This is a genomic window from Streptococcus sp. 27098_8_109 (genome assembly GCF_041432295.1).
Taxonomy (GTDB): Bacteria; Bacillota; Bacilli; order Lactobacillales; family Streptococcaceae; genus Streptococcus.
In genome coordinates this window covers 77,403-93,346 of the sequence record NZ_JAPVZJ010000003.1, presented here as the reverse complement: position 1 = coordinate 93,346, position 15,944 = coordinate 77,403, and the positions used below count along the sequence as shown (strand labels likewise).

Annotated in this window: 17 protein-coding genes; 3 read left to right on the top strand and 14 right to left on the bottom strand. The window is 42.3% G+C overall.

Going from position 1 to position 15,944, the window contains the following annotated elements; all coding sequences use genetic code 11:
* Positions 1-84 precede the first annotated feature (84 nt).
* Positions 85-399: a DNA-directed RNA polymerase subunit omega gene (gene rpoZ / locus O3664_RS02260; protein WP_000979235.1), complete on the bottom strand. Its 315-nt coding sequence runs from the start codon at positions 397-399 to the stop codon at positions 85-87.
* A gap of 24 nt (positions 400-423) precedes the next feature.
* Positions 424-1,050, bottom strand: coding sequence for a guanylate kinase (gene gmk / locus O3664_RS02255; protein ID WP_261087306.1), 627 nt, complete (start codon positions 1,048-1,050; stop codon positions 424-426).
* A 234-nt stretch (positions 1,051-1,284) separates the two neighbouring features.
* Between gmk and O3664_RS02250 the strand changes: the two genes are divergently transcribed.
* On the top strand, positions 1,285-2,097 hold the full coding sequence (locus tag O3664_RS02250) for a DUF4839 domain-containing protein (protein WP_023946534.1): 813 nt from the start codon (positions 1,285-1,287) through the stop codon (positions 2,095-2,097).
* A 70-nt stretch (positions 2,098-2,167) separates the two neighbouring features.
* Here the strand turns inward: O3664_RS02250 and O3664_RS02245 are convergent, their stop codons facing one another.
* From O3664_RS02245 to O3664_RS02195, 11 genes are all read right to left on the bottom strand, one after another.
* Positions 2,168-3,781 (bottom strand): ribonuclease Y, encoded by a 1,614-nt coding sequence (locus tag O3664_RS02245; protein ID WP_214614860.1) that lies wholly within the window; start codon positions 3,779-3,781, stop codon positions 2,168-2,170.
* A 190-nt stretch (positions 3,782-3,971) separates the two neighbouring features.
* On the bottom strand, positions 3,972-5,069 hold the full coding sequence (locus tag O3664_RS02240) for a nucleotidyltransferase (RefSeq protein ID WP_371613575.1): 1,098 nt from the start codon (positions 5,067-5,069) through the stop codon (positions 3,972-3,974).
* 9 nt (positions 5,070-5,078) lie between these two features.
* Positions 5,079-5,819 (bottom strand): class I SAM-dependent methyltransferase, encoded by a 741-nt coding sequence (locus O3664_RS02235; RefSeq protein ID WP_371613594.1) that lies wholly within the window; start codon positions 5,817-5,819, stop codon positions 5,079-5,081.
* Between the two features lie 110 nt (positions 5,820-5,929).
* The gene (rsfS, locus tag O3664_RS02230) at positions 5,930-6,283 is read right to left on the bottom strand and encodes a ribosome silencing factor (RefSeq protein WP_004255425.1); all 354 of its coding nucleotides are present in this window, start codon (positions 6,281-6,283) and stop codon (positions 5,930-5,932) included.
* Positions 6,284-6,877, bottom strand: a complete 594-nt coding sequence (yqeK, locus tag O3664_RS02225; RefSeq protein WP_371613574.1) for a bis(5'-nucleosyl)-tetraphosphatase (symmetrical) YqeK — start codon at positions 6,875-6,877, stop codon at positions 6,284-6,286. It abuts the gene before it with no gap.
* Entirely contained in the window at positions 6,877-7,506 is a 630-nt protein-coding gene (locus O3664_RS02220; RefSeq protein ID WP_261038523.1) for a nicotinate-nucleotide adenylyltransferase, read from the bottom strand. The genes yqeK and O3664_RS02220 overlap by 1 nt, the downstream gene beginning before the upstream one ends.
* Positions 7,507-7,557: 51 nt before the next feature.
* Complete coding sequence (gene yhbY / locus O3664_RS02215) at positions 7,558-7,869, bottom strand: ribosome assembly RNA-binding protein YhbY (RefSeq protein WP_000060169.1); 312 nt, start codon at positions 7,867-7,869, stop codon at positions 7,558-7,560.
* 212 nt (positions 7,870-8,081) lie between these two features.
* Positions 8,082-9,188, bottom strand: coding sequence for a ribosome biogenesis GTPase YqeH (gene yqeH / locus O3664_RS02210; RefSeq protein ID WP_020901601.1), 1,107 nt, complete (start codon positions 9,186-9,188; stop codon positions 8,082-8,084).
* Between the two features lie 2 nt (positions 9,189-9,190).
* A complete protein-coding gene (locus O3664_RS02205; RefSeq protein WP_049500248.1) occupies positions 9,191-9,718 on the bottom strand; it encodes a YqeG family HAD IIIA-type phosphatase in 528 nt (175 codons plus the stop codon).
* A 16-nt stretch (positions 9,719-9,734) separates the two neighbouring features.
* Positions 9,735-10,640 carry a magnesium transporter CorA family protein gene (locus O3664_RS02200; protein WP_371613573.1) on the bottom strand — a complete coding sequence of 302 codons (906 nt, stop codon included), beginning with the start codon at positions 10,638-10,640 and terminating at the stop codon, positions 9,735-9,737.
* A gap of 51 nt (positions 10,641-10,691) precedes the next feature.
* The gene (locus O3664_RS02195; protein WP_045612191.1) at positions 10,692-11,258 is read right to left on the bottom strand and encodes a mechanosensitive ion channel family protein; all 567 of its coding nucleotides are present in this window, start codon (positions 11,256-11,258) and stop codon (positions 10,692-10,694) included.
* A 151-nt stretch (positions 11,259-11,409) separates the two neighbouring features.
* Between O3664_RS02195 and sstT the strand changes: the two genes are divergently transcribed.
* Together sstT and O3664_RS02185 are read left to right on the top strand one after the other, a co-directional pair.
* Entirely contained in the window at positions 11,410-12,615 is a 1,206-nt protein-coding gene (gene sstT / locus O3664_RS02190) for a serine/threonine transporter SstT (protein WP_084948015.1), read from the top strand.
* Positions 12,616-12,682: 67 nt separating this feature from the next.
* On the top strand, positions 12,683-13,636 hold the full coding sequence (locus O3664_RS02185; protein ID WP_084948012.1) for an aromatic acid exporter family protein: 954 nt from the start codon (positions 12,683-12,685) through the stop codon (positions 13,634-13,636).
* Between the two features lie 575 nt (positions 13,637-14,211).
* On the opposite strand, the gene O3664_RS02180 is transcribed toward O3664_RS02185, so the two are convergent.
* Positions 14,212-15,756 carry a peptide chain release factor 3 gene (locus O3664_RS02180; protein ID WP_001025437.1) on the bottom strand — a complete coding sequence of 515 codons (1,545 nt, stop codon included), beginning with the start codon at positions 15,754-15,756 and terminating at the stop codon, positions 14,212-14,214.
* Between the last annotated feature and the right edge of the window lie 188 nt (positions 15,757-15,944).

The following is a 15,944-nucleotide window of genomic DNA, read 5'->3' as shown; positions in this document are numbered from 1 at the left end:
CTAGCTTCCTAGTTTGCTTTTTGATTTTCATTGAGTATCAGTACATTCTTGCAATAGAAAAAATAAGATTGAGTCCCCCCAACCTTAAATTTTTTCACCATCTTCTTTTTCTTTAGCGATTTGCTCTTTGATTTTCTTTTCTTCTTCTTCTTTGCGGCGTTTTTCTTCTTCGATACGGCGACGCACTGCTTCACGTTTTCCTTCTGGATCTGGGTGAATTGTTACGTTTCCTGATTCGATTTCTTCTAAAGCGCGAAGAGTTGATTTTTCAGATTTGAAACCTTGAGTTGCTGGCGCACCTGCTTCCAATTCGTGGGCACGTTTTGCTTCCAAGATTACGAGTGAATATTTTGATGGAACCTTGTCGAGCAAGGTATCAATAGAGGGTTTTAACATCATTTGCTTGTACCTATTTTCTAAATTTTATCGGGTAGTTGGAGATTTTGGTAACATCTCCTGATAGTGACCAATGACACGATCCACACGGAAGTGCTCTGCTTCGATCACACGTTTGACACGATCAGCAGCTAGGGGCACCTGATCGTTGACAATCGCATAATCATACTCACGCATAAGGGCAATTTCTTCCTTGGCTTTTTCGATTCGTTGGGCAATCACTTCTGCGCTGTCTGTTCCACGTCCTACCAAACGATCTTGCAATTCATCCAAATCTGGTGGTGTCAGGAAGATAAAGACAGCATCTGGAACCTTTTTCTTGACCTGAAGAGCACCCTGAACTTCAATTTCAAGGAAAACATCGATTCCCTTGTCCAAGGTTTCATTGACATAGGTCAGAGGAGTTCCATAGTAGTTGCCGACATATTCTGCGTATTCCAACATCTGTCCTTGACGAATCAGCTCTTCAAACTCTTCACGAGTACGGAAGAAATAGTCAACACCGTCCACTTCTCCAGGACGTTGTGCGCGTGTCGTCATCGATACAGAGTATTGAAATTGGTTTTCAGAACTCTCAAAAATCTCTCTTCTAACCGTTCCTTTTCCAACCCCTGAAGGACCAGAAAAAACGATTAGTAAGCCTCGGTCTGCCATTGTGTCTCCTTTTAGTCAGTCTGTGAAATAACATTTCTAGAATAATGGCAAAAAGCCAGATTATCCTTTACAGTCTTTCTAACTAGTGTAACAAAAAAGCAGTAATTTTTCAACTGCTCTTTCTTATTTATTTAGCATAATCTATGATTTATACAAGGTAGCCCCCTAAAAAAGACTTGCCTTTTTATTCTATTTAAGAGATAATAAAACTACTAATATAAAAAGGAGAAGTTTATGGGAAATTATAAAGGAAAAAATGTTGATGAAGCAATTTCAAATGGCTTATCTGAACTCAATCTCAACAAAAGTGAAGTCAAAATCAATATCATTGATCATGGAAATGCCGGAGTATTTGGTTTTTTTGAAAAAGAAGCTGAGGTTGAAATAACACCATTGAGCCCAATGGAACTGAAAATAAAAAGATTGATTCCATATTTAATCGGTGCTGTTACAATATTTATGATTCTTATAGCAGTTATAATTGGAGTATACTCAGATAAGTCAACTACTGTTTCTCCCCCTTCCTCTACACAAACTAGCTCTATTATTGAAAAATCTGTCGAGAAAACTAGTGAATCATCCTCTACATCATCAAGTTCGACGCCTGCTTCCTCTAGTTCAACTAACACCACATCAAGCTCGACCGAAACCTCGTCAACAAGTCCATCACAAGCAACTATTATTACAGTAGAAAACAATGAAGACTTTAAATCTCTGCTCCAAACTGAAGATCAAAGTGTCATAACAGATTTTATTCAAAAACACAAAGGTCAGATAATTGAATTTGATGGGAACATAGCAAATCTTGCTAAGTCAAAATCAAAATATGATATTCTTATTCATTCTGGAAATTATCATCCTGATGAGGTATCAGGCCCTAATTTCAAAATCCCTCAAATCACTATCATCTCAAATCCTATATTCAATTCATTTAATGGGGACAATATTAAAACCGGACAAAATATACATATTAAAGCAGAAATCGGTAACTATAACTCTACTCAAGATTTAATCTACTTATCACCAATTGAGATTTCGCCCCGATAATATAACAAATAGTTGCAAATAATTTATTCAAAAAACTGAAGTCAGATTCTCTTCTGACTTCAGTTTTTTATTATTTAGCATAATCTACTGCACGAAGCTCGCGAATCACGGTTACCTTGATATTTCCTGGGTAATCGAGATTGTTTTCAATTTTCTCACGAACTTTGTGAGCCAAGATTGTGACTTTGTCGTCCTTGATTTGTCCTGGATTTACCATGATGCGGATTTCACGTCCTGCTTGAAGGGCAAAGCTATTTTGTACCCCTTCAAAACCGTTAGCAATTTCTTCCAAATCATGAAGACGCTTGATGTAGCTTTCAAGAGACTCACTACGAGCACCTGGACGTGCCGCGCTTAAGGCATCTGCTGCAGCGACGATAACTGCAATCACGCTCTCAGCTTCAACATCTCCGTGGTGACTAGCAATGGTATTGACCACAACTGGATGTTCCTTGTACTTACGGGCCAATTCCATACCGATTTCAACGTGGCTACCTTCAACCTCGCGGTCAATGGCTTTCCCAATATCGTGAAGGAAACCAGCACGACGGGCAAGAGCCGCATTTTCACCAAGCTCGCTCGCCATAATTCCAGCCAACTTAGCAACCTCAATCGAATGGCGCAAGACATTTTGTCCATATGAAGTACGGAACTGCAAACGTCCCATGATTTTCATCAAGTCTGGATGAAGGTTTGGCGCACCAATCTCATAGGCAGCAGCCTCACCGTATTCACGTATCTTATTGTCAATCTCTTGACGGTTTTTCTCAACCAACTCTTCGATACGAGCTGGGTGGATACGACCATCTTTGAGCAACATTTCCATAGTCATACGGGCAATCTCACGACGAATCGGATCAAATCCTGACAAGGTCACCACTTCTGGTGTATCGTCGATAATCACATCAACCCCTGTCAAACTTTCAAAGGTACGAATGTTACGACCTTCACGACCAATAATGCGTCCCTTCATAGTATCGTCTGGCAGATGAACCGTTGAGTTTGTTGACTCCGCTACATATTCACCAGCGATACGTTGCATAGCTTGAACCAAGATGTCCTTGGCCATTTTGTCAGAACGTTCCTTGACCTCTTGCTCAGCTTCGCGAATACGGCTGGCAATCTCCTTGGTCAAGTTTTCCTCTGTCTGCGACAAGATAATATCTCGTGCTTCTGCCTGAGACAGAGCACCAATACGCTCTAGCTCTGCTTCTTTTTGTCTTTCGACTTCCTCTAATTGCTCTTCACGCGCATCAAGGTTTTTCTCTCTATCAGAAATACTTTGTTCTTTTTGTTCAAGTGTTTGTTCTTTACTCGTCAAATTGTCGTCCTTACGGTCAAGGCTAGTAGCTCTCTCTGTCAAACGACTTTCGATTTGTTTGAGTTCTTGACGTTCTGATTTGAATTCAGCGTCCACTTCTTCACGGTATTTTCTGGCTTCTTCTTTGGCCTCCAATAGTGCTTCTTTTTTAAGAGACTTGCTTTCACGTTTAGCTTCATTAACCAGTAAATCCGCTTCACGTTCAGCTTGTCCACGTAAATTAGTTGCTTCTTGTTCAGCATTTAAAAGCATCAACTCTGCAGCTTCCTGAGATGATTTCATCTTAGCTGAGATGCTGACATATCCAATGACTAAACCAATGATGACGGCAAAAACAGCAATCGCAAGCGACATGATTTCCATGTTTTTACCTCATTTTATTGTTATTCCGAATGACATACATTCTTTTACATTCTACCATAAAAAAGTGATTTTCACAAACCTAAAATAGAATATGTTTTGGGGAATTTGGAACGCGTTTGCTAAAATAAACTTGTTATTTAGAAATAGTAGTTTAGTAGAGACTTGAGAAAAAGTCCACCTTTCAGTAGACTTAGTTTGTTTCTATTCTTATCGGTACTCTTCCAAAATTCTGCTCTGCTATACTTGGATTTCCCAGTTGGTAAATCTGGTCTGCCTTTTGGGTCATAGCATCCCAAGGTTCTTTGCCAATTCGGCTAACTAGATTGACCTGCCCTTTCAAAGACTTGAGGTGTTGTCTGCCTTTTTCAGTAAATCCAAGAACATGAATCCCTTCTGGCAAGTTACTTTCTCTGGCCTGCACTAGGATATAGGTCAATAGGCGTCTGACACGCGCCTTAGTATAGCGTTTGGTCGCAACCGCCTCGACCAATTCTTCCACAGACTGGGCTGTTTTGATGGCATCCTTGATGCGCACTGCCATTTCTTGATTGACCTGATAGATGGTGGTTAGGTCTGGATTTGACAAGATTTGATAGCAGAGCAAGGGAAAATAGTCTTCCCAGCTCACCTTACTAGCCTGCTCAAAGAGTTCAACAGAAGGCATAAAGCGTTCTAAGAAATCTTGGTCTGACTGATGCTGACGCAGAGCTGTCGCCGAGGCAAAATCCACATCCTTGTCCACAGAATGGTAACTCGCCCCCTGACGCTGAATCGGATGCAGATTGATATTTCGTCCTGCAACTGCCTTGGCATAGGCCAGAGCAAGAACATGATTGGGAGTATTTCCTGAAAAATCAAGACCAGCAAATTCCTTCCACATGGCTTGGGTTTTCTGTGGATAGGAAAGAGAGTCAGGCAGATTATCCACAAATTTTTCCATCTCAGCACCCTGCTCTGTGTATAAGTCAGCGATTTTCTGGTAATCTAGAACTTCCTCCGTCCCAAAAGCTAGAGTATCAATGCCCAACCGAGCCAAGATATCCACAGCCCCTTGGCCAAAAAAATCTGCTGCCTGAACACTAACTAAAAAGGGCAATTCCACTACCAAGTCTGCGCCATTTTCCAGTGCCATCTGGGCTCGTATCCACTTATCTACAATAGCTGGCTCTCCACGCTGCATGAAATTACCAGACACGGCAACAATTTTCAGCCCCTCCACCTGATCCAGCAGGTATTTGTGGCCATTATGAAAAGGATTGAACTCCGCGATAATACCCGTGATGGTCATGATAATCTCCTACTTCTGCGCCACAAAAAACCAACGGGTGCTGGTTTCTGTTGGCTCTTTGTCTTCAAAGTCCGCAAAGAGTTTGAAGGATTTGAATCCGGCCTGTTCCAGCAAAATATCATAGGTCAAGACCTCATAGGTCCGCTCCTCATGCACTTCATCGTGGCGACTAAAGGAACCATCCGCTTCCTTGACAAAGAAAGTCAACTCATGAACGATAGAGTGAGGCGCCGCATCCTCATAGGTATCCCATAGCATGGCGAAATCTTCTGCATTTTCATGATAAGAATAGCCTGGAAAAACTTCGTCTGTCTGGTAGGTCGAATGCACATCAAAGATGAAAACTCCATCTTCATTAAGGGCATTATACACTTCCTTAAAAACATCCCCTACTTCCACCTCATCCTGCATGTAGCAGATAGAGTCCGAATAACAAGTGACAAAGTCGTATTGACCTACCTTGGACAAATCCAACATATTGCCTTCAATAAAATCAATCTTTTGTTTGGCTGAAGCCGCTCTCTTCTCCGCAATCTTCAGCATATCTGCGCTCAAGTCAAGTCCAGTCACATCAAAACCAGCTTGAGAAAAGCGTACAGACTGGATGCCTGTCCCACAAGCCAATTCCAAAAGCTTCTTTCTATCCTTTGTCTTAGGCAAATGACCCAGAGAAAAATCCGTCCATTTATCATATAAACTATCGTCCATGACCGCATCATAGACCGCCGCAAAGGTTTCATAAGTTGCCATAATCATGATACCAAGAGCCTCCATGGCAAACACCACTCGCCCTATACCTTTCTATCCATTTTTTCTAAAATAAGCAAAGAAACCCAGTTGGCTACAACTGAGTTCGTCTTCTAAGCAAGAGCTTCTGAAATATCTACTGACTCCGCCTCATGCCATAGCTTTTCTAAGTTATAGTGGGCACGCATTTCTTCTGAAAAGACATGCACGACAACAGAGCCGAGGTCTAGTAGGACCCAACCTCCAGCTGCATCTCCTTCGACATGACTGCCTTTAAAGCCTGCATCGGCTACTTTTTCACGGATATTATCAGCGATAGCGTCCAACTGACGGCTATTCATTGAACTAGTAATAACAAAGTAGTCAGTCACGCTAGTCAAATCTTGGACATCAAGTGCGAGGATATCCTCCGCACGTTTCTCATCAGCCGCTTTCACGACTAGTTCTAGTAATTCTTTTTCGTTCATTTAGTCCTCTTTCAAATAGTGCACAAAGGCGTTATAGGTTTCAAGGGTTTGGGGATAGATGGGGAATCCCTGATGGGCTAGATGCTCCACGGTACGAACTGTCTCATAAGCTACTGCCTTATTAAGTGACAAACTTGCAATCTCACGCGCTACATCCACTCCAGGAAAGGATCGATTATGCTCGATATAGTCTGCGACATAGATAACCTTATCTAGGTCTGTCATCTGGTCAGCCCCGACTGTATGGATTTCAATAGCTCGCAAGATTTCAGAATCATGCAAATCCAAATCTTCCTGAATCTTGTAGATGCCAACCATGCCATGCCAGACATTATTGCCCCAGTTTTTGAGGTCAGGGTCTAGCTGATAACGGTCAATCAAGTCTAAAAATTCCTGATCTGACAGCTTTTTAGCATAGTCATGAAGAAGGCCTGCTAGTCCTGCTTTCTCGGTATCGACTCTAAATCTCTGAGCCAATTCTATAGCTGCACGCTCCACACCCAAGCAATGGGTTAACCGTTTCTCGGGTAGAAGCTCTGCCATTTTTTCCAACAAAGCCTCGCGAGAGCAATTGATATAGTCTTGATATGCCATCAGTAAAGCCCCTCCTTCTCGATGTAGTCTAGTACAGACTGAGGCAGGAGAAAGTTGGGTTTCCGACCTTGGGCAATGAAGTCACGCACCATGCTGGACGAGATATCCATTAGAGGCACATCTACCCAGATAACGGGATAGGAAGTCCCTGCCTTGTAGCGTGGGCGCTGAACCCCTACAAACTGAACCATGTCGACCAGCTCATCAATTCGGTACCACTTAGGCAGATAGTCCACCATGTCGGCACCGATGATAAAGTAATAATCCGTATCAGGATTCTTCTCTGTTAAAATCTTCATGGTGTCGTAGGTATAAGAAATGCCCTTACGCTCCAATTCAATGGTTTCAATGGCTAGTCCTTCAATCCCCTCAATCGCCAACTCAAGCATCTTGAGACGATGGTGTTCAGAGATGGTTTCCTTTTTATCTACATGGGGAGGTTGGTATTCAGGCATGAGCAAGACCTGGTCCAGTCCCAACTGCTGACGTACTTGGTCCGCAACAATCAGATGGGCATTGTGAACAGGGTTAAAATTCCCCCCTAAAATCCCGACTTGTTTGCGTTTTTTCTCCTTGATTTCTGGCTCCAACTCTACCTTGGTAAAGGGAGTCAATAATTCGATTGCCATAGGCTAGTCTCCTTTATTTCTCTGTAAAAACAGTTGTTTGGAGTAGTTTTTTTAGATTTCTTTGACTTTTTTAGAAATCTTGCGATTTTCTTTCTTGCTGGATTGTTTAAACAAAATCAAGATGCGTCCGATTTTTTGGACTGTGTCCACACCGATTTCTTCTTCCAAAATTTCAGCTACTTCGTGGATATTTTCATCGGTGTTTTGCAAAAGAGTCACCTTGATCAATTCACGGGCATCAAGAGCTTGACGGACGCTGGTTTTGATTTGGTCGTTGAGTCCATTTTTTCCGATTTGGATGATGGGTTTGAGGGTGTGTGCCTGGCTGTTGAGGAAGGCACGTTGTTTTGATGTTAATGACATAATTTCTTCCTTGTTTTTTTGATAGTTATTTTAGGTGGTGAGGGACGGTCGGAACTAATTTTTCAAAGATCTCATCTTTGGAAAATGGATTTCCTGACCTCACAATTGAGCCTTGGTCTCAATTGTGCCCCTTGCCAATCTACAGATTGGCAAGATCCCACGGCAATAACTATCTTTTTATGAGCTCACTTTGTTCGCTCAGTGATTTTAGTTTAAATAATTGCTTTTCGTGTGACAACTGCGACGCCTTCTGGTGCCCAGACGGCGACTTTGGCGGTGCCTGTTACGCGAATCCAGCCTAGGCCTGAGATAACTAGGTCTGTCTTGTCCTTGATGGTAAATACATGTTGGACTAGTTTTGGAAAATCTTCTTTTTCCTTGCTATTTGGTGGTGTCAGAAGGGTTCCTACATGCTTGTCATAGAAAGCACTAGCTCCTTCAAGCTTGGTTCGGTGGAGTTTGAGTTCATTATCAAAGAAGGCTGTGAATCCTTGCTTTTCACCCGCAATGAAGTCAAAGCGTCCGAGACCGCCTAGAAACAGTGTTTGTTCAGGATTGAGCTGATAGGTTTTGGGTTTAATTTCCTTTTTAGGGCTGACATACTTGAGGTTTTTAGCCGTCAAGTAGTGAGCCATCTGGTGGCGGTGGATAATTCCCGGCGTATCGTAGATATAAGAACCGTCGTCAAGCGGAATCTCAATTTTGTCCAAGGTTGTCCCTGGGAAGCGCGAAGTCGTGATGACATTCTGATCACCCGTGATTTCTTGAATGATGGCATTGATGAGGGTTGATTTTCCAACGTTTGTCACGCCAACAACATAGACATCACGGCCCTTACGGTAGTGTTCGATTTTGTCAATGACTTCCTTAATAGCATGTTTATTTTGTGCCGAAGTTAGGACGACATCGACTGGACGAAGACCTTCTTCGTGGGCACGTTCCATGAGCCACTGGCTAATCTTGCCTGGTTTAACTGACTTGGGCAGGATATCTTTTTTATTTCCCACCAAAAGGACATCATTGCCCGATACAAAGCGTGGCAAGCCTGGAATGACAGAGCCATTAAAATCAAAGATATCAATGACATTGACCACTAAGGCATCACTGTCTCCCACCTCGTGCAAGAGCTTGAGGAAATCATCGTCCGTCAACTGGACATCCGTGATTTCATTATAGTGGCGGAGACGGAAACAGCGTTGGCAATAGACTTCGCCAGTTTCCAAACCTTTTTCAAGTGCCGACTGGGGGGTAAAACCAAGACCAGCCTTATCTGTCGTCTGAATGGTTGCTCCACAACCAATACAGAGAATTTCTTCCATAGTTAAATTCCTTTTTTATATGTAATCGGTCCGTACGTTTCAGTGATTTTTCGCTTCACACGGCGCTCACGAGCTCGGTTGATCTGTGTTTTGATCGAGTCATGTTGGACCAAGGGTTTGACTAAAATCGAGCGAATGCCTGCACGGTGGGCTGCTCGTATATCTGTCATGAGCTGGTCGCCGACCATGACCACTTCGCTTTTCTCATAGTGGAATTCCTTCATGGCACGGTCAATCCCAAATGTGAAGGGCTTCAGAGCCCAATAAACGTAATCAATCCCAAACTTCTCAACTGCTCGTTGGACGCGTTTTTTAGTGTTATTTGATACCACAATAATGCGAATGCCCGCGTCCCGAAGATCATGTAGCCATTGCTTCATCTCTGGCGTCCCGTCAGGGTTGTTCCAAGCAATGAGGGTATTGTCCAAATCGACCAAAACAGCCTTGATTCCATGCGCCTGCAGGCTTGGGACTGTCAGATCATAGACTGCTTCCACAGCAAAGTCTGGCATGTAGTTTTCAATCACCATTTTGGCTCCTTTTCTTTTATTTTCTAGTAATTTTCTTCAGCCATTGAGATAAGGCCACCCATAAAATCAAGCTAGTCATTAAGATATAAATCCAAGCATTTGGCTCTTCTGTAAATGGTAGAGGAACATTCATTCCGAAGAAACCTGTAATAACCGCAAGTACTGCTAGTAAGACGGAGATAATAGTCAAAATTGACAAACTATCATTCAAGTTATTGTTTAGGATGTTGTTGTAAGAAGCTGAGAGTTGTTGCAAGACTTGAGAAATCAAGTCTGTCATAGACACCAACTGATGGGCTTCAATCATGGCATCATCAAACTGCTCTCGTTCGACATCATTAAATCTCCGATAAAGAGCATGGCCCTGGATATGTTCCAAGAGGAGTCGATTTTGTTTTGCTGCTGCTGTCAAGTAAACCATACCAGTCTCCAAGTCAGAGAGGGCTAAGAGATTTTTCTTTGTTGTAGTTTGACGTAGCAAGGCACTAATTTCGTCCTTACTTTTATCCATCTCTTCAATGACAGGATAATAAGCGTTACTGATAATCTCTAAACCAGCAAAGAGAAACTTGTAAATAGAAAGCGACTCATGGCTATCCAGATAAGCTGACATCTGATCAATGACATAAGCATTCTTATGGTTGCTGATGGTAATCATTCGTTGTCTTTCGACGATAAAGGTCATGGGAATCGCTTCATAATATTCTTTGTCTTTTTCTAAATCAAGAACATTATAAATAAAGGTTACCGTCTCCGTTTCACGGTTATAATCCATATGAGCTCGTTCATTTCTATCCAGAGCATACTCAATGGTTTCCTTGTCCAATCCATAGATGTCAGAAAGATCTTCCATATTTTTAATCTTATCCACATCAAGGTCTATCCAGGTACAACCATTGCCCAACTGCTTTTCTAAAACCATCTTTTCTCCTTTATTAAACTCTTTCTATTGTACCATAAATCTGCTAAAATTTCAGGCCTGGTCTGTACGAGAGAAATTGCTGACGACGGTGATATTCCGATTGGGAACGAAGTGCAGAACCTGGTCTTCTCCTCTGAGTTGCGTTGTTCGAATGCCGACACTGACAACCTTGCCCGAGACAGTAATAGGACCATTTGTCAAAACGACCTCATCTCCCACATCCAGTTGACGTTCAAAGAGGATGAAAAAACCATTGATGACATCAGACAGAAAACCTTGGGCTCCCATACCAATAGCCACCCCAGCTATCCCAGCACCTGCTAGTAAACTAGAAACTGGCAAACCCAAAATAGACAAGATACAGTAAAGCAAAAAGAAATAAAGGGTATAATTAAACACATTCTCTAATAAACGTGAAATGGTTTTCTGACGCCCGACATCATGACGAGACATTTTTAGAGAAGGTTTAACAATTCTCTGCACCATGGTATGGAGCAATTTCTTAGCTATATAAAAGAGTAAAAATAAGAATAACAGAGAAATTAACTTGGTTAAGATATTTTCAATAATCGTTGTTATATCAAGCTTATTGAGGTAGGTTTGAATAAATTCTTTCATAGAAAACTCCTTTCATTTATTATACCATACTTTTACAAGTGATGAATCTCCATAAATATTCAAAAATAACAGCCAAAATAGACAGAAAATTCTTGATTTTAGCTCATATTTATACTATAATCATAAACATTACACAACAAAGGAGATTGTTATGAAAAAATTCATTCATGCTTGGAATAAGGCGAGTCTAATCAAACGAATTTTGATTGGCATGCTTATTGGAGGAACCCTAGGGCTGACACTTCCTAACATTTCAGGAATTGGTTTACTTGGAGATCTCTTTGTTGGTGGCCTTAAAGCCATCGCACCAATTCTGGTATTTGCCCTCGTTGCTAACGCCCTTTCCCAACATCAAAAGGGACAAGATAGCAACATGAAAACTGTTATCTTCCTTTACTTGGTAGGAACCTTTGCAGCGGCACTTGTTGCTGTCCTAGCAAGTTTCATCGTACCTGTTGAAATTACCCTAAATAGTGCTAATACCGATATTGCTCCACCAGATGGAATTGGCCAGGTCCTCAGCAACCTCTTGCTCAAACTGGTTGACAATCCAGTCAATGCCCTTGTCACAGCCAACTACATCGGTATCCTATCTTGGGCAGTTGTTTTCGGTATTGCTATGAGAGAAGCCAGCAAAAATAGTAAAGAATTGCTAAAAACCATGGCTGATGTGACTTCTAAGATTGTAGAATGGATCATCAACCTAGCTCCGTTTGGAATCCTTGGTCTTGTCTTCAAAACCATCTCTGATAAGGGAATCGGAAGCCTAGCTAACTATGGAATCTTGCTTGCCCTCTTGGTGACAACTATGTTCTTTGTGGCTCTGGTAGTCAATCCACTAATTGCCTTCCTCTTTATGAAGAGAAACCCTTATCCCCTCGTTTGGAAATGTTTGCGTGTCAGCGGTGTTACAGCCTTCTTCACTCGTAGTTCTGCGGCTAACATCCCTGTCAATATGAAACTTTGCCACGACCTCGGTCTGGATCCAGATACCTATTCTGTTTCTATCCCACTTGGTTCTACTATCAACATGGCAGGGGCAGCGATTACTATTAACGTTTTAACCCTTGCTGCAGTAAATACTCTTGGAATCCCTGTTGACTTTGCTACAGCCTTTGTCCTCAGTGTAGTAGCAGCAATCTCAGCCTGTGGTGCTTCTGGTATTGCCGGAGGATCCCTCCTTCTTATCCCAGTTGCTTGTAGCCTTTTCGGTATTTCTAACGATATTGCCATGCAAGTTGTCGGTGTTGGATTTGTGATTGGTGTCATCCAGGACTCATGCGAAACAGCCCTCAACTCTTCTACAGACGTCCTCTTTACTGCTGTTGCCGAATACGCAGCAGCCCGTAAAAAATAACTCATAAAGACAAGCCTGCTCAGGTCTTGTCTTTTCCGCTTTTATTCTAACTTACTAGGAAATTCTTATGTCTATTAGCCAACGTACGACCAAGCTCATCTTAGCTACCTGTCTTGCCTGCTTTCTTGCTTATTTTCTCAATCTCTCCTCAGCAGTTTCAGCTGGTATCATCGCCCTCTTGAGCCTATCCGATACCCGTAGAAGTACCTTAAAATTGGCCCGCAATCGGCTCTTTTCCATGCTTCTAGCTTTGGTTATCGGAGTTCTGGCTTTTCACTTGAGCGGATTTCATATCTGGAGCCTTGGCCTCTATCTGGCTCTTTATGTTCCCCTAGCCTACAAGATGGGCTGGGAAATTGGCATCACGCCAAGTAGCGTTTTGGTTAGCCATCTCTTGGTACAAGAGTCAACCTCCCCAGAGCTTCTAGTCAATGAATTCCTTCTCTTTGCTATCGGCACAGGATTTGCCTTGCTGGTTAATCTCTACATGCCTTCACGAGAAGAGGAAATTCATCACTACCACACATTGGTAGAAGAAAAGTTAAAAGATATCCTCCAACGCTTCAAATATTATTTATCCAGAGGGGATGGACGCAACCGAGCACAGCTAGTAGAAGAATTGGATACCCTTTTGGAAGAAGCCCTCAGACTTGTCTATCTAGATCACTCTGACCACCTCTTTCACCAGACCGATTACCATATTCACTACTTTGAGATGAGACAGCGACAAAGTCGCATCCTGCGAAATATGGCCCAGCAAATCAACACCTGTCACCTAGCTGCTAGTGAGAGCCTGATTTTGGCCCAACTCTTTTCAAAAATTGCAGGTCAACTGAGCCAGACCAATCCTGCTTCTGATTTACTAGATGAAATTGAACGTTATCTGGAAGTCTTCCGTAACCGCAGTCTACCCAAGACAAGAGAAGAATTTGAAACCCGTGCCACACTTCTTCAACTCCTACGTGAAGCCAAAACCTTCATCCAAGTAAAAGTTGACTTTTACCAAAAATATGGACAGTAAAAAAGAAAACTTCAGACCAATCACAAAAGGTGAATATCTGAAGTTTTCTTTTATTTATAAGTTATTACCATAAAGGTTAATAGTAAAACAAATAAAGCCAAATATTCAACATCTTTTTATAGAGGGCTAAGGTAAAACCCTACATACTTTGCTGTCTTATTAGCCACGACACTGAGTTTTACAAATCAATTTCATTTACCACACATAGTTAGTAAGACAGTTAGCTAGACCTCTCACTACCAGTTACAACGGAAAAGCCCACGAATCGACAATATTCGTAAAACTTTACTAGTGGAACGCATAGCCAAGTTCCATAGAAACTTGGCGTTAGTTACTTAGATTGTTACACAATCAAATACATTTACTGAACTACGACACGGAGTTTAGCAAATCGATTCTATTTGCCAAACGTAGTTAGTAAGGCAGTTAGCTAGACTACTTCCTACCAGTTACGACGGAAAAATCCACGAATCGATAATATTCGTGGATTTTTCCTAGTGAAGCGTTTAGGTAAGCCGCCATAGCGGTTACCGTCAAATGACAGCAACTTTATGTTGCTAGTCATTTGTAACGATTTACATCTTCTCTTCCAACTCTACATCTGGATACTTGTCCGCAAACCAGCGGAGGGCAAAGTCATTTTCAAAGAGGAAAACTGGTTGGTCAAAACGGTCTTTGGCCAAGATATTGCGGCTTGATGACATGCGTTCATCCAAGTCCTCAGGCTTGATCCAGCGAACAGTCTTTTTACCCATTGGGCTCATGACTACTTCCGCATTGTACTCGCCTTCCATACGATGCTTGAAGACTTCAAACTGGAGTTGGCCGACAGCACCCAGCATATACTCGCCTGTTTGGTAATTCTTATAAAGCTGAATAGCACCTTCTTGCACCAGTTGCTCAATCCCCTTGTGGAAGGATTTCTGCTTCATGACATTCTTAGCAGAAACTTTCATGAAAATTTCAGGAGTAAAGGTTGGCAACGGTTCAAACTCAAACTTGTTTTTTCCAACCGTCAAAGTATCCCCAACCTGATAAGTACCTGTATCGTAAACACCGATAATATCACCTGCCACGGCATTGGTCACATTCTCACGACTCTCCGCCATAAACTGAGTAACATTAGATAGTTTGGCACCCTTACCAGTACGAGGCAGGTTGACACTCATCCCGCGCTCGAACTCACCCGAAACGATACGGACAAAGGCGATACGGTCACGGTGACGAGGGTCCATGTTGGCTTGGATTTTAAAGACAAATCCTGAGAAATCCTTGTCGTAAGGATCCACAATTTCGCCATCTGTTTTCTTGTGTCCATGTGGTTCTGGAGCAAACTTAAGGAAGGTTTCAAGGAAGGTCTGGACACCAAAGTTAGTAAGAGCTGAACCGAAGAAGACAGGTGTCAATTCTCCAGCAAGGATAGCTTCCTCTGAGAATTCATTTCCAGCTTCATTTAAAAGTTCAATATCATCTTTGACTTGCTCGTAGAAAGGATTGCTACCAAAAAGCTTGTCCCCATCTTCTAAACTGGCAAAACGTTCATCCCCCTTATAGAGCTCCAAGCGTTGGTTATAGAGGTCATAGAGCCCTTCAAAGGCTTTCCCCATCCCGATTGGCCAGTTCATCGGATAGCTCGCAATGCCTAGAACTTCTTCTAATTCTTGCAAGAGATCCAAAGGCTCACGACCGTCACGGTCCAGCTTGTTCATAAAGGTAAAGACTGGAATACCACGGTGTTTCACAACCTCAAACAATTTCTTAGTTTGGGCCTCGATACCCTTGGCAGAGTCCACCACCATGACCGCAGCATCCACCGCCATCAAGGTACGATAGGTATCTTCTGAGAAGTCCTCATGCCCTGGCGTGTCGAGGATATTCACGCGCTTGCCATCGTAGTCAAACTGCATAACAGATGAAGTCACGGAAATCCCACGTTGCTTCTCGATATCCATCCAGTCAGACTTGGCAAAAGTCCCTGTTTTCTTTCCTTTTACCGTACCAGCCTCACGAATCTCGCCCCCAAAGTAGAGCAACTGCTCGGTGATGGTTGTTTTCCCCGCGTCCGGGTGGGAGATGATGGCAAAAGTACGACGTTTCTTAATTTCTTCTTGAATATTCATAAGTTCTCTTTCTTTGATTCTCTATTTTTCTTGTTTCAATAGCTAAGAATGATTTCTACATTGGATTTTACCATTCCTTTCAACACTCCATTATATCGGATTTTGCCATTTTTTTCAATTTCTATTTCTTTTCACTTATCCCTCCCTTATTTATAGGAAAATATGGTAAAATAGAACAGACTAAAAAT

Bases quoted from the DNA above. Each gene is read 5' to 3' on its own strand.
- O3664_RS02250 (WP_023946534.1), top strand. From the start codon at position 1,285: ATGGGAAATTATAAAGGAAAAAATGTTGATGAAGCAATTTCAAATGGC.
- rpoZ (WP_000979235.1), bottom strand. From the start codon at position 399: ATGATGTTAAAACCCTCTATTGATACCTTGCTCGACAAGGTTCCATCA.
- yqeH (WP_020901601.1), bottom strand. From the start codon at position 9,188: ATGGAAGAAATTCTCTGTATTGGTTGTGGAGCAACCATTCAGACGACA.
- O3664_RS02205 (WP_049500248.1), bottom strand. From the start codon at position 9,718: ATGGTGATTGAAAACTACATGCCAGACTTTGCTGTGGAAGCAGTCTAT.
- O3664_RS02220 (WP_261038523.1), bottom strand. From the start codon at position 7,506: ATGGCAATCGAATTATTGACTCCCTTTACCAAGGTAGAGTTGGAGCCA.
- yqeK (WP_371613574.1), bottom strand. From the start codon at position 6,877: ATGGCATATCAAGACTATATCAATTGCTCTCGCGAGGCTTTGTTGGAA.
- O3664_RS02185 (WP_084948012.1), top strand. From the start codon at position 12,683: ATGTCTATTAGCCAACGTACGACCAAGCTCATCTTAGCTACCTGTCTT.
- O3664_RS02240 (WP_371613575.1), bottom strand. From the start codon at position 5,069: ATGACCATCACGGGTATTATCGCGGAGTTCAATCCTTTTCATAATGGC.
- sstT (WP_084948015.1), top strand. From the start codon at position 11,410: ATGAAAAAATTCATTCATGCTTGGAATAAGGCGAGTCTAATCAAACGA.
- O3664_RS02235 (WP_371613594.1), bottom strand. From the start codon at position 5,819: ATGGCAACTTATGAAACCTTTGCGGCGGTCTATGATGCGGTCATGGAC.
- rsfS (WP_004255425.1), bottom strand. From the start codon at position 6,283: ATGAACGAAAAAGAATTACTAGAACTAGTCGTGAAAGCGGCTGATGAG.
- gmk (WP_261087306.1), bottom strand. From the start codon at position 1,050: ATGGCAGACCGAGGCTTACTAATCGTTTTTTCTGGTCCTTCAGGGGTT.
- yhbY (WP_000060169.1), bottom strand. From the start codon at position 7,869: ATGTCATTAACATCAAAACAACGTGCCTTCCTCAACAGCCAGGCACAC.
- O3664_RS02200 (WP_371613573.1), bottom strand. From the start codon at position 10,640: ATGGTTTTAGAAAAGCAGTTGGGCAATGGTTGTACCTGGATAGACCTT.
- O3664_RS02180 (WP_001025437.1), bottom strand. From the start codon at position 15,756: ATGAATATTCAAGAAGAAATTAAGAAACGTCGTACTTTTGCCATCATC.
- O3664_RS02245 (WP_214614860.1), bottom strand. From the start codon at position 3,781: ATGGAAATCATGTCGCTTGCGATTGCTGTTTTTGCCGTCATCATTGGT.
- O3664_RS02195 (WP_045612191.1), bottom strand. From the start codon at position 11,258: ATGAAAGAATTTATTCAAACCTACCTCAATAAGCTTGATATAACAACG.